The sequence below is a fragment of the Oceanobacillus arenosus genome, assembly GCF_003369575.1.
Classification (GTDB): Bacteria; Bacillota; Bacilli; order Bacillales; family Amphibacillaceae; genus Oceanobacillus; species Oceanobacillus arenosus.
In genome coordinates, this window is the sequence record NZ_PIOC01000003.1 from 187804 (window position 1) to 201941 (window position 14138).

Below are 14138 nucleotides of genomic sequence, written 5' to 3' on the forward strand. Positions count from 1 at the left end.
TAATAATTCGCTTTCATATATTAACGAACTGACCGAAACTAATAAACCCGCCAAGCCATTACAGCTCAGCGGGTAATAAAATTATTATCACAGATTGCTGGAATATTTATCATTGATTGTGTCCTCTTTTTTCTACACTATTCGGCAAAAGGCGCTAAAATCCTTCTTTTACCTAGATATACTTAATCCAGTTAATCAGTCATTTGCGCCAACTGCTGATCTATTGAATTCAAAGCATCATCTTTTTGTTCCAGCAATATCACTATGACCTTGGTTGTTTTAACCACTAAGTGTGAATCCGCTACTGTAGGCCTATCTGTACTCTGTTCCAACTGTTAATCAATTGAATTCAGACTATTTATTAAAACTAGGAGATTACTCCATTTTAATAACCCCTGCATTAATCATCTTCTAGTACCTTCTCATAGAATCCGCTATTTTTGCTCAATCTCCTACCTCACCGCCATCATCTCCCTCAACTCCCGCTTCATCTCCTCCAAATCCAAAAACCCATTCTTCCCTTCCTCCGCCAGACTTCCCACAATCAACTGCTCATTCCCACGCTTCCGCTCCTCAAACCACTCCGGAACAATCTCATCCCTACCTTGCCTTCCCGATGCAGATCCCCACTCCTTCTTCCGCTGCCCCCGTTGATTCCGAAACGCCACATCCTCAGCCATTGCATCATCAACCGTCACAATTCCTTTCTTCACCCATGCCTGTAAAATGCTTTTAACATAACCCCAACTAGGCTTGTTTCGCTCCAATGCACGTTTCATTGCCTCTATAACCAGAGCTTCACCAATATCACGCACCCATTGCAACAGCGATTCCGCCACGTATGGGCTAACCAAGCCAATATTATCTTGATAAAACGCAATTGTATCTTCAGCTGCAACTACTTCATCTTGTTTCTGTTTATTTTCTTTTTGTTTAAGTTTAATTAATGTGCCCATATTTGGGCTCGCCTGCTGGTCCGCAAACGGCTTCTGAGGTTGGTCCGGAGTTTGGTTTTTAGGATGGTTCTCGTGGTGGTCCATTACTCGGTCTCCTTGATTAGTCTGAGGCTCTTCCACCAGTTGATCCACAATTAGATCATTTATATAACCCGCATGATAACCCTCATCATTCGCCATCTGCACCATCCGATAAACTGGTGCTTGATTATTCGGGCGCGACTTATAATCAATATATCCCTTCTCCTTCAACTCTATCCGAGCGCGCTTGAAGGAGCTTTCCTTTAATCCAGATTTCAAACGTAATACGGTTGCAGCAACAGTGAATTGCTCCACCCATCTTGCTTTGTTATTCATATGCATTAGCGTATGCCATAGGGTGACTGCCGATGCAGATAGAGGTTCCATTTCAATTCGATCATAAAATGCGTTGATTTCTTTAATGTAATTCATCGTTCAAACCCTTTCTTTTTATAAAATTTGTCCATTCATTCTAGTCAATCTTATGAAGCTAGTACTCTTGTTAAAATTACCACTTGGGATATTCACTTCTAAAGTGGGGTAAAGTTAATCGCTCGCCTAGATAGGTACTCCTTTTCTGTGCCTCACTTCCGGATTATGCGCTCTAATTAACATTTAAGCGCTCCGTTACGCCGCCTGAGAGCTCCTACTTCCTACTTGAACGCTGCTCCTCCCCCACTCCTGAATGCTCCAACTCAATCCTCCAACTTCTCCCCCCGCAACTCAATCAACCGCTCCCGAATCACATAATTAAAATATGTAGCAAGCAGCCCCCTATTCGGCTCATATTTCTTATAGGCAATCCACATCGCAGATAATCCTTCCATATAATACTTCCAATCAGTATCATAGATGCCAAGCTTCTGCATGTGGTAATGCATTCGATTCTCATTCTGTTTGAAAAACGCCTCGAAGGTTTGCTCCATATCCTTTTCCTTCGCACTCTCCTGGCTCTTCTTCTCACCCGGCACCCCAGAATTTGCTTCCACAACCCTACGCCTATCCTGCTCATCACGATACTCCATACTCTAGCCCCTCCTATTCATTTTCTGCCCGATAAAATAGATCTTCATTAACAATGGACAAATTTATCATATGGAAATACGACGAAATTATCATCCAGACCAACTTGAAGCTCAAAGGCTAAAACACCATTTCTATCAAGAATTCACTTTCAAAATTCCAAAATCACCATCAAAAATCAAATTTTCAACTAATAAACGAAATGTTAGGCATATTTCCAAAGTCTTACGAACAACCAAATCCATAAAAAAGCAGTAAACAGTCCTAAGCAAAGGATCTATTTACTGCCAGCATCTTCCTATTAACGATGATTCCCCCACAATATCCGCCCAAACAAAAGAATCGTGTAAATGTTAGCGATTCCATTTTTTCCATTCAGAAAACCTTTAACCATTAGTACCGTAAAAAGTCTACCCCGCCTACAATGTAGACACACGCCCGAGCTAGCCTATGGAGAATTTCACCCATTTTTCTCATAGAGGCGAACGGGAGCGTTTCCCTTCATTCGCTTCCTGTTCTTCAATTATAGATATCATTCACATCCCCCGACCTCACCGACAAAAACGCATACTTTTTCACAAACCCAGCATATGTTCCAATATCTTTTATTGGATAAATCCATTGCTCATCCACGCAGGTAGCATGTATGACTGTATTGCATATGTCTAGATTCACAATATCCTTTTTCCTGAAGAAACGACTGCATTTTGGACATCTTATCATTTCCATTTGTCTCGATCATCCTTTATTCCGAATTAACTTGCTGTAAGACCCTTAACGAAAAGAATTCGAGAAAAAATCAAGAATCGTAAGTAGCGGATCAACAGCAAGTAAAATCCCAATTTTGTTCAACTTTATTAGAATCATAGCCTCGAAATTGATATTCCCTACAAATATACCCCATTTGATTACAGCATTTACATAACACGATCCCTTCAGAAAGATTATATGAAAAATCATCTTTCATTTCCTATACCTAACTTCCCGCATATCCATCTAATATTAGATTTTCTATCAAGAATAATGTCGGGTTTTCACGAAAATATGACTGAAAACCCTGTTTTCGATATTTTTCTTAAAGTTAGCACATATTTACTATCGATTTCAAACTATTATATCTTAATATTCAGATTTAATAAGCATTTGGGTGGCATTCGACGGTGTAACTCCTTTTTCCTGAACTTGATAATGATTGAAAAAGGATGAATTCAAGTGAATGAAATGAATAGAAGTAGAATGTTCAAAGTAATGGGTGAAAACATAAGAAACCATCGGATGAAACAACTTCAAACAATTGAAGAACTAGCAGAAAAGGCTAATCTAGATGATAAAAACCTAGGGGAGATTGAACGTGGTAAAGGTTTTCATATTTCTACTTGCTATCAGATATCAAGAGCACTAGGTATTACTGTAGAAGACATATTTGCTGGGGTCGATGAAGTCCTTACTACCGATGATGAGTAAGATAATAACCCTTCTTATAGAGTAAAATAACTGGTTGTTCTCATTATACAAAAAGAATCCATGACCCCTTAAAGGAGTACTGAGTTAAGATGCAAAGTATTTTATCAGAGTATACCATTACCGACAGGACAATGGCATTGCTCCCTGCCAAGCATCATGAATACGATACGATCGTGTTCGAGCAGAACAATAAGCTATATGTTAAGAAAACACCAATGCAGCTAATTAAGCAGGCATGTCTCGAACATTATTCTACCTATGAGGGAAGACGAGAGGCAGTGAAGCATCATACTGGATTTAGACGGAAGATTCCACTCCCGATAAATCCAGAACAATGCCTCTATGCTTTTCCCACACATTCTACTACTGATTACGAATGTTGCTGGATATTCTATCATCATGTTCTTTACATAAAAGCCTTTCAAAGCGATACGAATCCTAATATTAAATCAATGAATACTTTCAAAGACTTTCAACAAGTTCCAATTAATGTTTCAAGTTACATATTACATAAGCAAATGCAACGAACATTAACGATTATAGGCAGGAATTATATTCGTGTAAATAACTTAACATAATCGAGCGAATCAAAATAATCCTAGATTAAACGCTCCTAAGATTCGTATATTGCAAAAATATACTTAACCATTGATTCTACTTTAGAGGTATCAACGGTGAATATAAATATGTGTCAGCCTATTTTCAATATAAGGGGGAAATAACAAATGATTTTTATCGAATTGTTAGGCTTCATTGCTATTATTTTTTCGCTTTTCTATCTCGCTTTTCACTTTATAAAAAAAGGAAAAGACAAAGAAAGAAGGCTTTCCAAGAAAATGTTTTATCCTACTTTAATCGGCGGCCTCGTCGTGCTCATTTTTGGATCCATTTTATACGATACAAGTTTTGAAGCTCAACTAGCTGATAGTGTAGAACAAAATGAAAGCCTGACCGCTGATAATGATACGTTGAAATCAGAAAATCAAGAACTCACACAAGACGTTTCAGATCTTGAATCTGATATAGAAGAAATGACGACAAAGGTTACGGAATATGAAGGCAAAGTAGAATCACTAGAAGAAGAAAAAGCCGCATTTAACACAGAAGAGGACTCATTGAACGAAGAAATTGCTGCTTTAACAGAAACCAATACCAATCTAGAAGACGAAGTGGCTAGTCTAGAATCAAATCTGGAATCCACGGAAGCAAAATTAGCAAGCGCAGAAGCAAACATCGGGCGTACAAGCGAGAGTAGTTCTACTAGTGGTAACTCAACTCTGGATCAAGTTCAAGCGACCAGGCTACATCAAGCCCGAATGTATATTATGCAAATTGCACAGCAGCAAGAGCTGCTGGAGCTGCTCCTGTTCGGATTGGTGATCCTGGTTATGCTAGTCATTTGGACAGGGATGGCGATGGGGTTGGCTGTGAGTAGGTTTTTAGTATATATTTAATAGCTTGCTTAAATGGATTTATATTAGACTGGCTTTACTCGTGCGGTAGGACGAACCGTTTATCGTAAAGCAGTATTTTATTTGATAACTTAGAGAGAGCATCGTTAGATTTCCGCTTATAGATCTTTCTATAAATAAATTTAAAAGGGGACAATGTTATTTCCAAAACCCTGATGTATCAAATGTATGGAAGATATCATTTTTATAAAAATAGAAGCTGCAAGTATCAATGGATCTAACTCTCAGTGATACTTACAGCATCTTAATATTATACTTTATCGCTTTAAAGTGGTAGAAGACAGGCATCAGCATTTCTGATTACTTCCTCTTACTGTTGCTGCCCTTTCTGAGCAAGACGGACCGATTCTCATTTTGCTCTTATTCGAATTGATATGGTTTAATAAAGTTACACCTATAACCTGGTACAGGAATTAGCCGCTTTCAGTTTCGAAAAACACAAGAACTTGTTGATTTTTTAGTAAGACTTCTGGAGATGAGTGATTTGGAGATGTTGATGGTTTTGAATCTCTTGCCCGGCGCCAACAATTCCAGAAGAATGTCGCGGACTAAATAGAACTAAATGAAGTTTATACAAAAGCCCATCTACAATTGCAGGCAGACTTTTGTGTATGCTTACTAATATGGAGCAAATTCATCGTCGCTCTATTTTCACAACTAACTTGCAAAATACTGCTGTAAATTGTCGTATGCCATGTTTATTTTTTTCATCTGGTCTTCTGTATTATGGTGTAAATCTGGGTGATATTTTCTTGCTAGGGTGCGATATTGTTTTCTGATTATGGCAATGTCTGTCGTATCATTAGGTAGTTCCAAAATGGAAAGCCATTCCTCTACTTCATAAATATGACTTTTCGCTAAATAATTATTGTTCAATAAGTAGTTACTAATTTTGTTTATAACGATATCTCTAAACCGTTTATATGTATCCTCAAAATTATATTTATAGTCTTTTGCGACTGTAATATAGTCTTCTTCAAATTCGATTATTACCTTATTTCGTGTAAGCATATTAAAGGCAATTACATCTATCAATATCCCACTTATTGTATCATACGTTATTTGCCTAATTGGATAGTTTTCAAGCTGTACCATGATAAAGCAAACAGTTCTGCTGACATGAATGTCGTTTATACTTATGGATTGAATGGATTCAATGAAATCTCCATTATAATCTACTGGTTTATAAAGATCGCCATTTATATGAAATATCGCAGGCACAATGCGTTTATCTTTAGAGATTACTAATCTAATAGAAACCTTTGTATTCTCATCCTTAAATTCTAGAGTACCATCATAAAAAGAGTAAAAATATCTTTCAGTTAAAATATCATACGATTTCATAGGGCCCTTTATACGAAGTCTTGTTTCTGGATTATAAAATCCTCTATCGAACGTCCCATCGCAATCATAATCTATACCATCCAGATAGGATTGAAAATCATCATTGGAATGGTTATTATTACTAGAACGATTACTACGTTCATTTTCATTATTACTGCCTTGACTTTGACCTGATTGATTATCGGATATATAACCGACAATAATAAACACAAGTAATAAAATAATAAAAAAACTCATTTAGGCTCCACCTCTCCTCAAAGTAGAAATTTTATAACCAATATAAGTAAATATACCTATTATTATAATGGTAACTATGATATTATCAATATAAAATTATTAAAATAGAGGAATATTTTGCCTGTCTGAATAAAATTAATTGTAGAAAATTAATTTTATTCATAGATAAATAATGAAAAGATACATGAGGGGAAGTTATTTTATTGAAAATAAATGCAGTAAACCAAATGTTAAATATTATCTTTGCACCTTTAATTTTATGGATTTACCATATATCTTTAATAGGACATCGAAAACTAATACAAATTGGATCTACTGATGGTATATTTGTTATTTGTTCCCATGTATTTTGGGGATCATTATTTATTCAATATATCTACCCTAATTCAGTTTTTCTGTCTGAATATAACTTCTGGACAGTTAACTTTAATTTTTGTATCTAATGCTGTTTTACTACTCATTTTAGGAAACCGTTATATGAATGAATATGCCAAAAGAAGGAAACAAGATTTCTGGAATAATGTAAAGAAAACCTCTAAAGAAAATGACCAAAAAGAGCAATCAATTGGCGAAGCAATAAGAGATACTTCTTTTATTTTGGACTCAGCCATATTAAGTTTCATATTCCTATTCATTGGTCTTGGCTTGCTGCTTACTCCCATAATAATTTTATTCCTTAATCTTTCAACTGATTCTGAATTGACCATTGCGCCCATGATAATAATGCTGTTAATAGGCATCCTTATCTTGCTAATTACATATTCAAAAACAAAAAAACTTGAAGATCAAGACAATTTTAATAAAGCTTCTTATGACCATCATGCTAGTAAAAAGCCATTTTTACTAATTAAAATATTTATGGACTTATTTAAATAACTTGACTCTAGCAACAAAAACATCATCATATTTTGCTGAATATGACGATGTTTTTGTTATGTTTTCACGTAAAAGGAATGGCACCCCACTTTTGTGGTATTGATAGTAAACAGACCATGATAACTCAGAGAGAGCATCGTTAAATTTTCTCTTATAGATCTTTCCATAAATAAATTTAATAAGGACAAGGTTTTCTCCAAAATCCTAATGTATCAAATGTATAGAAAATATTATCTTTTTAAAAATAGAAGCTGCAAGAATCAATAGGACTACTCTCATCGATACTTACAGCTTCTAAATATTACACTTTATCGCTTTATTATTGTATTATACAAGTCAAAACGTAGTGGGGGTCTGACCCATTGGCCTTACGTGATGTCATTTAATTCTCCTCTACTTCGAATAACTAATAACTCTCACTTAGTTCCTTACTAACTGTCAATTCTTTAATTAATTTCTGAATTAATTCTTCTGCAGTTTGAATTTTGTTGCTTTCTGTATCATCAATCATTTGCTTTAAGACTTTAGTGTATTTCTCTTGCTCTCCCAAGTTCATTGCCACCTTTGAATATTCTCTACTAATCACATTATCTAATTATATAGTACTATATCATGGGAATGAATATATCGCCGTCGAATATTGTCAAATTTCCCATTTTTATTGCAAATTATTTAGTGTGCTTTTTCAAAGTTACCAAAAGAAAATAGTATCTATTATAAGAATGCAACGTTATTATTTGAGTAATCTTCTGAACGTCAACGTGAATTACAAAGGAATGGACACTTCGAAAAATAAATATAGAAAAGTGTACGAATGCTAGGTTACCAAGGATGCTTTAATCTAGAATGAATACAACGTTTCAACAATAACTGATAATTAACAACCAACAACTAATTAACTTTAGCACATTAACGTAGTGGTATTAGGTATCAGAATATTAAACGAACGTTCGTTATAAACCGATCGTTTTTGAATAAAAAAATATCCGTTCGTAAAAGTGCGCTTTAACGAACGGTTTATCACTGGTTCAGAAATTTTCGCTGATGCTATTTCCTGACACAATGTTCAAGGTTCATACTATTTCTCGCTCAATAAAATCAGAGAAATCGCTATTATCTTTGACAGCGTTAATAAGGTTTTTAACGTGCACAACATCCACACCATTTTGATATAAGTTATCTGGATCAAGCTCCAATTCGCCTGGCCAGGATACGGTTTGTAATTCTTTATCTACAAAAACTTTTTCAAAAAAGGTCTGATCTTTTAGATTTTCTAATACACCTTTCATGATAGGGTTAATATTCGTAAATTTACGAGTTTGATCATCAAATTCAATTAATAACCAACCTTTTAGGCCTGGTACAACACTAACTTTACTCACTAAAGCCATTACTTACACCTCCTAATATAGAGGGGGAATTTTATTTGGCCTGCGTTTAGCCATACAGTCATCCCACACTTTAATAATATCACTTCTATTTATCTCAAGCCATTTAAAAACATCTTTTTCCTTCGAACTTGGTAAAGGCACGTTTCCCTTCAAATATGTACCACCATAAATATCTATCCTTGTATTTATTTCATTATATATGATATGAAAATGCGGTGGATTATGATCATTATAATATATTACAAACGTCATACCACCAAATTGACTTATTCTGGGCAATTTGTTCACCACCTTAGAGTTTGGTCAAATGACACTAAAATAAATCACATTCTTAGTTTCTTACGGTCTCTCCCTCGACAAACATCCGATATTTCTCCTTCACCGGCTCTGAAAAATAAGATAATATCTTCTTTGTTGTCACATGCGGATTACCTTCTCCTGTCACATATGCTCCGTAACTGCTCCAGCGATAGTCTTTAGGAAAACTCACCATTTCCGCTTCGACTGGATTCAAATGGATATACCTGCTCACTTCCAGTTGATAGTCTTTCGTTTCGATGATCTCTGCTCCGTAGCGACCTTGAAAAACATGTCCTACTAGTCGGTGGCGTTTATTGAAATTCAGTGCATATCTTGAGTTCAACATTTTCATAATATGTCTGATATGATGATTGGTGGTTTCCAATTGAAGATGAATATGGTTTGTCATGAGACAGTAGGCGTGAAGGTGAAAGGGATAATAGAAACGGGTTTCTTCCAGTAATTCTAAATAAACTTTTCGGTCAATATCATCATAGAAGATAGCGGATCTGCGGTTTCCGCGGCTAGTAATATGATACATGGCACCTGGGTACCATATGCGCAGTTTCCTAGACAATTATCTCACCATTCCTTTCTTTGCGTTTCCTGTTTGTACACGTCTCATCGTTACTGCTTCCCAAATAGCTTCATTCGTTATATTTTCCTCCCCACTTAAATCAGATATGGTACGTGCCAAACGGAGTATTTTCATCTGTACCCTTGTACTCCAATTATACTTACTCGTCCATTGTTGCATCATTTTCTCTTGTTCATCATTTAATTCCGTACAAGCAAGCAGCCTTTCATTTGCCACGATTGCATTCGTAACTTCGCTTCCGAAGCGCTTATATTGCCTTTCCCTTGCTGCAATAACACGTTCGCGAATAACTTTAGATGTTTCATTTGTTTCAGTTGACTCACTGTCGAGTGAAACGGTGTCCAACTTAAGTAAAATATCCATTCGATCCTGAATGGGACCGGATACCCGATTGCTATACGCGGTAATCTGCTTTGGTGTGCATGTACAATAAAAATGTCGAGAGCCTAAATAACCACACGGACAAGGATTCATCGCACCAAGCAGTAGAAATTGCGCCGGATACGTGACAGTCGAGGCAGCACGACTAATCATAACGACTCCTGTTTCCATCGGTTGCCTAAGCATGTCCAAGGTTCGCTTTGGAAATTCTGCCATTTCATCAAGAAAGAGTACACCACGATGGGCAAGCGATACTTCCCCTGGTTTCGGATTGGCGCCACCGCCAATTAACGAAACAGCGGATGCTGAATGATGCGGATCACGGAATGGTGGGGTAAGGAAATCTACTTTTGTCACACCAGCCAACTGATAAATACTCATCACCTCAAACCGACCCTCCTGTTTTAAAGCAGGCAGTATCGATGGAAATGTTTCTGCAAGCAGACTTTTCCCACATCCTGGCGGCCCAGTCATTAAAACATTATGACCGCGCGCTGCAGAAATTTCGAGTGCACGTTTCGCTTGTTTGTGTCCAAGTACATGTTGGAAATCTTTGTCATATGTGGGGGTTATTTCTTCTGTGGAATCTGAGGATGAAAAAAATGAAGTAGAAAAGGCAGTTAATTGACCCGAAAATGAATCGATAACTTCTTGAAGCGTTTCTGCAAAACGAAACTCAATTCCTTCTATGGACTGTAAAGGAAAGTCAGGCATCGGAGGTAAATATAAAATCTTTATCTTTTCCTTCTTCGCAGCAACAACTGCAGGCAGCATTCCAGCTACAGGTTTAATCGAACCATCCAATGACAAGACACCTAAAAATGCAGCATCAGCAGGAATTGCATGCCGAATCTCCCCTGCTTCTTTCATGATACCGATTGCCATCGCCAAATCAAATATCGGACTGTTTTTCTTCTGCTCTGCTGGAGACAAATTAATGATAATCTTTTTATCTGGAATCTGACAATCATTTGCATATAAAGCTGCCATCACGCGATCCTTTGACTCCTTGACAGACGCATCCGGTAAACCAACAATACTAACCCCCTCCACTCCAGGAATCAACTGAACCTCAACTTGAACACGATACCCCTCCATCCCCTTCAAACCGATACTTGTTACAACAGTTGCCATCACTTCACATCCTTTAACCTGAATTAATTTATTGTTAGATAAAAGATAAGCCATTTTCAGAGCGAAGTCAAGAACATAAGTTCGTAATAAGAGAATAAGAAAAGTAATTATCAGAGATAATTTTGTATTAAAATGAAGATATCTAGAAATTGCAAAGGATCAAAATGAAAAAATAAACGAATAAGGTTATAGTGAATTTCAATTTTAACTTTTTTAAATCATTCAGAAACCACTATGTCAAGCCAAATCATATATAAGTTGATACATGAAAAACCATCCTTTTGTTCAGTTTCCAAAGGATGGTTCAAACTAGTATGAATACAACATTTAAATAATAACCTACAATTAACAATCAACCACTGTGCACTTTAGCACATTAATGTAGTGGGGGTCTGACACCAAATTCCTTAAAAGGTTAGAAGATTGCAATGAAAAAGTTAGAACTTTGCCAGCCCTTATATTTTATTATGATTGTTGGTTCGAAAGCGCATGTGTGAAGCGATAACTATCTCCAGTAAAGCTTAAAATGTGTGCGTGGTGAATCACCCGATCCACTAATGCAGCTGTCAAACGTGCATCTGCAAATATTCTATTCCATTGACTAAATTCTAAATTGGATGTAATCATATCAATTGGAATAATAATTCAGCGCCTTCCATGCTGAATGGGACATATCCCATCTCGTCTAAAATAACCATATCTACTTTTTTAAACCTGTTGCGTAAGGATTGGAACCTTCCTTCTCTCCAAGACTTTTCAAGTAGTTCCACCAAATCAGCCACTCGGTAGAAACGAACTTCATATCCATTTCTACTGTTACGAGATGAGACTTCCCAGTCCCAGGTGCGCCTGCTAAAATTAGATTCTCTTTTTTATCGATAAAATATAGAGATTCGAGACTTTCTTTATCCAATTGTGGTGGAAAACGTATATGTTCACTCCATTGATACCCATCTAATTCTTTCTCATTCATGAATTTCTCCTTTTTGATTAGACGCTCTCCTTTAGCTACCTCTCTATGTTCTAATTCCTGTTGTAATAGGGCTACGATTTACTGCTCGGGATTCTCGAAGGAAACCTGCTCATATATATCTGCGACATATGCTAAACGCAACGATTTACATTTCTCTCTAATCAAATTAGACATGCTATACTTCCTCTCCTTTCAACGAATGATTTAATGGTCGGAGGGAGTCATAGATACTCCAATTGACATTATAAGGACGTGCAATCGAATCATGAAATGATTCATTTCCATTTTCTTTTTTATCTACTGATAACAGTTCATAGAAGCGCTCATCTATTTTTTGCATACTATATTTTATTATTAAACTCATTAACCAATCGACACGTTCTTTTCTGAGTTTCATTGACTCACTATTCAAATGATGGGCGATTCTTCCTGGAAGATGTGGGAAGTATCGAGAATAGGTAATTGATCTTGGTTTCCTCATCCAATTTTTCAAAATGGATTGCCATGGGATTTCTCTCGAGCGATTCATATATGGTCTCGGTCCCTTAGAAAGTACTTCTCCTTGCGGAGAGACACTTTAAAATCATCCCAGTACTTAATTACATACAATTGTGTATAGTGATAACTATTCGGTATGTGGATTTCCTTTCCATCAATCTTTACCTCACCATATTTATTAGCTGAAGCCATTGTTTTATTAAATACTGGATATTCTGTTTAGGTAATGCGAGACCATATTTCTTTTCTTCCTCTATTAAATCAGCGATAATAATTTCCTTTTTATAATGCCGCCTTAAATGATCATCCTGACAATGTTTCAACAGTAGATCACGTAAGTGAGTTATATCCTGAACAACGGGAGACGGCGTAAAGAAATTATATCGAACGTAACCAACCTTGTTTTCTACATGTCCTTTTTCGTTTCCCTTCCTAGGATTACAGGCCTGTGGTTCAAATCCATAGTGATTCGCAAAGCGTTGAAAATCCTCTGTAAAAATGGTCTCCTGACCACGACCTCTAGCCTTTACAACCGCAGCTGATAGATTATCTAACCATAGTTTCCTCGGAACAAAACCGGCTTGGGCAAAAAGTATTTTAATACCTTCCAAAAAGCACTCCTGATTTTCTGCTGGTAACGGTGTTACGAAGCCCCCATTACTGAAGGGCAAGCTCAATATCAAACAATGGATATCTTTTACTTTCCCATCTTGCACAACTTCTGTAACTCCAAAATCTATCTGTGCTTCAGCCGGGGGATGTGTTAGCCTATCAAATTCTTCTTTTATTGTGTCAGCTCCATCTATCATTCTATCTTTCCAATCAGCGATAAAGTTACAAACAGTTCGCTAAGAACCTAAGAACCCTAATTGTTGTAATTGTTCAAATATATTCTTATTGTTCCTTCGCAATTTCTTTTTAAGTGCTTGATTCTCCATTAGCCAGTCGGATACAATTTCTCCCCACTTTTCTTCATACATCATACCCTTTTTAACAGGTGTTATTTCCTCGGGTAATTGATCTTCATCCGCGTGTTTCTTAACGGTTTTCCAAGCAAAACCGGTTCGTTTTACTATTTATTATTACGTAAATTTTTGATATGATTAATTTCAGGCATTGCTAGCATCCTTTCACTTACCTCCACCATTGATTGTTTAGTCACTATTAACGGTAGGGTATTTCGTTAGGGCTGGCATGCCTTTTTATTTGTACAACCTTCTAACATTTGGGTTGCAATACTCTGTACTTTTATTATGCATTATACAACTATCCAATAAAACAGCTAAAGTCACTTAAAGAGTTAGCTGAGATAGCTAATCTAGATAAGAGAAATCTAAGGTATATTAAGCTTGGTGATAAAGGTTTTCATATTGTTTCTTGTTATAGGATATCACGAGCACTTGGTGTTAATATGGAAAACATATTTACTGGGTAAATAAAGAGCTGTCTACCAATGACAAATAAAGGAAT

14 protein-coding genes and 2 pseudogenes are annotated in these 14138 nt (G+C 36.4%); 4 read left to right on the forward strand and 12 right to left on the reverse strand.

Annotation, left to right across the window (positions count from 1 at the left end; all coding sequences use genetic code 11):
* Positions 1 to 452: 452 nt before the first annotated feature.
* Together CWR48_RS03260 and CWR48_RS03265 are read right to left on the reverse strand one after the other, a co-directional pair.
* A complete protein-coding gene (locus CWR48_RS03260) occupies positions 453 to 1409 on the reverse strand; it encodes a DnaD domain-containing protein (RefSeq protein ID WP_115771603.1) in 957 nt (318 codons plus the stop codon).
* Between the two features lie 263 nt (positions 1410 to 1672).
* On the reverse strand, positions 1673 to 2002 hold the full coding sequence (locus CWR48_RS03265) for a hypothetical protein (RefSeq protein ID WP_115771604.1): 330 nt from the start codon (positions 2000 to 2002) through the stop codon (positions 1673 to 1675).
* 1219 nt (positions 2003 to 3221) lie between these two features.
* On the opposite strand from CWR48_RS03265, the gene CWR48_RS03280 reads away from it, so the two are divergent.
* The 3 genes and pseudogenes from CWR48_RS03280 to CWR48_RS03290 form a co-directional block, all read left to right on the forward strand.
* Positions 3222 to 3464: a helix-turn-helix transcriptional regulator gene (locus CWR48_RS03280; protein ID WP_245976707.1), complete on the forward strand. Its 243-nt coding sequence runs from the start codon at positions 3222 to 3224 to the stop codon at positions 3462 to 3464.
* An 89-nt stretch (positions 3465 to 3553) separates the two neighbouring features.
* The gene (locus CWR48_RS03285) at positions 3554 to 4042 is read left to right on the forward strand and encodes a competence protein ComK (protein ID WP_115771608.1); all 489 of its coding nucleotides are present in this window, start codon (positions 3554 to 3556) and stop codon (positions 4040 to 4042) included.
* Between the two features lie 743 nt (positions 4043 to 4785).
* Positions 4786 to 4899, forward strand: a pseudogene (locus tag CWR48_RS03290) (excalibur calcium-binding domain-containing protein); the annotation flags it as partial.
* Positions 4900 to 5593: 694 nt separating this feature from the next.
* Here the strand turns inward: CWR48_RS03290 and CWR48_RS03295 are convergent.
* Positions 5594 to 6517, reverse strand: a complete 924-nt coding sequence (locus CWR48_RS03295) for a J domain-containing protein (RefSeq protein WP_115771609.1) — start codon at positions 6515 to 6517, stop codon at positions 5594 to 5596.
* 477 nt (positions 6518 to 6994) lie between these two features.
* Here CWR48_RS03295 and CWR48_RS03300 point away from each other — a divergent pair, with 477 nt between their 5' ends.
* Positions 6995 to 7393 (forward strand): hypothetical protein, encoded by a 399-nt coding sequence (locus CWR48_RS03300; protein WP_115771610.1) that lies wholly within the window; start codon positions 6995 to 6997, stop codon positions 7391 to 7393.
* A gap of 406 nt (positions 7394 to 7799) precedes the next feature.
* Here CWR48_RS03300 and CWR48_RS20290 read toward each other — a convergent pair whose 3' ends face one another.
* The 9 genes and pseudogenes from CWR48_RS20290 to CWR48_RS20970 all read right to left on the reverse strand — a co-directional run bounded on the left by CWR48_RS20290 (position 7800) and on the right by CWR48_RS20970 (position 13651).
* The gene (locus CWR48_RS20290; protein ID WP_211316689.1) at positions 7800 to 7943 is read right to left on the reverse strand and encodes a hypothetical protein; all 144 of its coding nucleotides are present in this window, start codon (positions 7941 to 7943) and stop codon (positions 7800 to 7802) included.
* Positions 7944 to 8466: 523 nt separating this feature from the next.
* Entirely contained in the window at positions 8467 to 8784 is a 318-nt protein-coding gene (locus CWR48_RS03305; RefSeq protein ID WP_115771611.1) for a DUF2442 domain-containing protein, read from the reverse strand.
* Between the two features lie 12 nt (positions 8785 to 8796).
* Entirely contained in the window at positions 8797 to 9063 is a 267-nt protein-coding gene (locus tag CWR48_RS03310) for a DUF4160 domain-containing protein (protein WP_115771612.1), read from the reverse strand.
* Between the two features lie 52 nt (positions 9064 to 9115).
* Positions 9116 to 9661: a transposase gene (locus CWR48_RS03315; protein ID WP_115771613.1), complete on the reverse strand. Its 546-nt coding sequence runs from the start codon at positions 9659 to 9661 to the stop codon at positions 9116 to 9118.
* Complete coding sequence (locus tag CWR48_RS03320; protein WP_115771614.1) at positions 9662 to 11197, reverse strand: YifB family Mg chelatase-like AAA ATPase; 1536 nt, start codon at positions 11195 to 11197, stop codon at positions 9662 to 9664.
* A 465-nt stretch (positions 11198 to 11662) separates the two neighbouring features.
* A pseudogene (locus tag CWR48_RS03325) lies at positions 11663 to 12344 on the reverse strand (ATP-binding protein).
* Between the two features lies 1 nt (position 12345).
* Complete coding sequence (locus CWR48_RS20700) at positions 12346 to 12699, reverse strand: hypothetical protein (RefSeq protein WP_245976699.1); 354 nt, start codon at positions 12697 to 12699, stop codon at positions 12346 to 12348.
* A gap of 130 nt (positions 12700 to 12829) precedes the next feature.
* Positions 12830 to 13477: an IS21 family transposase gene (gene istA, locus CWR48_RS20705; RefSeq protein WP_245976700.1), complete on the reverse strand. Its 648-nt coding sequence runs from the start codon at positions 13475 to 13477 to the stop codon at positions 12830 to 12832.
* 39 nt (positions 13478 to 13516) lie between these two features.
* The gene (locus CWR48_RS20970) at positions 13517 to 13651 is read right to left on the reverse strand and encodes a hypothetical protein (RefSeq protein ID WP_281270236.1); all 135 of its coding nucleotides are present in this window, start codon (positions 13649 to 13651) and stop codon (positions 13517 to 13519) included.
* Positions 13652 to 14138: the final 487 nt, after the last annotated feature.

Excerpts from the sequence above, each read along its gene's own strand:
- CWR48_RS03300 (WP_115771610.1), top strand. The coding sequence starts at position 6,995 with ATGAATGAATATGCCAAAAGAAGGAAACAAGATTTCTGGAATAATGTA.
- CWR48_RS03280 (WP_245976707.1), top strand. The coding sequence starts at position 3,222 with ATGAATAGAAGTAGAATGTTCAAAGTAATGGGTGAAAACATAAGAAAC.
- CWR48_RS20700 (WP_245976699.1), bottom strand. The coding sequence starts at position 12,699 with ATGAATCGCTCGAGAGAAATCCCATGGCAATCCATTTTGAAAAATTGG.
- istA (WP_245976700.1), bottom strand. The coding sequence starts at position 13,477 with ATGATAGATGGAGCTGACACAATAAAAGAAGAATTTGATAGGCTAACA.
- CWR48_RS03285 (WP_115771608.1), top strand. The coding sequence starts at position 3,554 with ATGCAAAGTATTTTATCAGAGTATACCATTACCGACAGGACAATGGCA.
- CWR48_RS03260 (WP_115771603.1), bottom strand. The coding sequence starts at position 1,409 with ATGAATTACATTAAAGAAATCAACGCATTTTATGATCGAATTGAAATG.
- CWR48_RS03320 (WP_115771614.1), bottom strand. The coding sequence starts at position 11,197 with ATGGCAACTGTTGTAACAAGTATCGGTTTGAAGGGGATGGAGGGGTAT.
- CWR48_RS20970 (WP_281270236.1), bottom strand. The coding sequence starts at position 13,651 with ATGATGTATGAAGAAAAGTGGGGAGAAATTGTATCCGACTGGCTAATG.
- CWR48_RS03265 (WP_115771604.1), bottom strand. The coding sequence starts at position 2,002 with ATGGAGTATCGTGATGAGCAGGATAGGCGTAGGGTTGTGGAAGCAAAT.
- CWR48_RS03305 (WP_115771611.1), bottom strand. The coding sequence starts at position 8,784 with ATGGCTTTAGTGAGTAAAGTTAGTGTTGTACCAGGCCTAAAAGGTTGG.
- CWR48_RS03295 (WP_115771609.1), bottom strand. The coding sequence starts at position 6,517 with ATGAGTTTTTTTATTATTTTATTACTTGTGTTTATTATTGTCGGTTAT.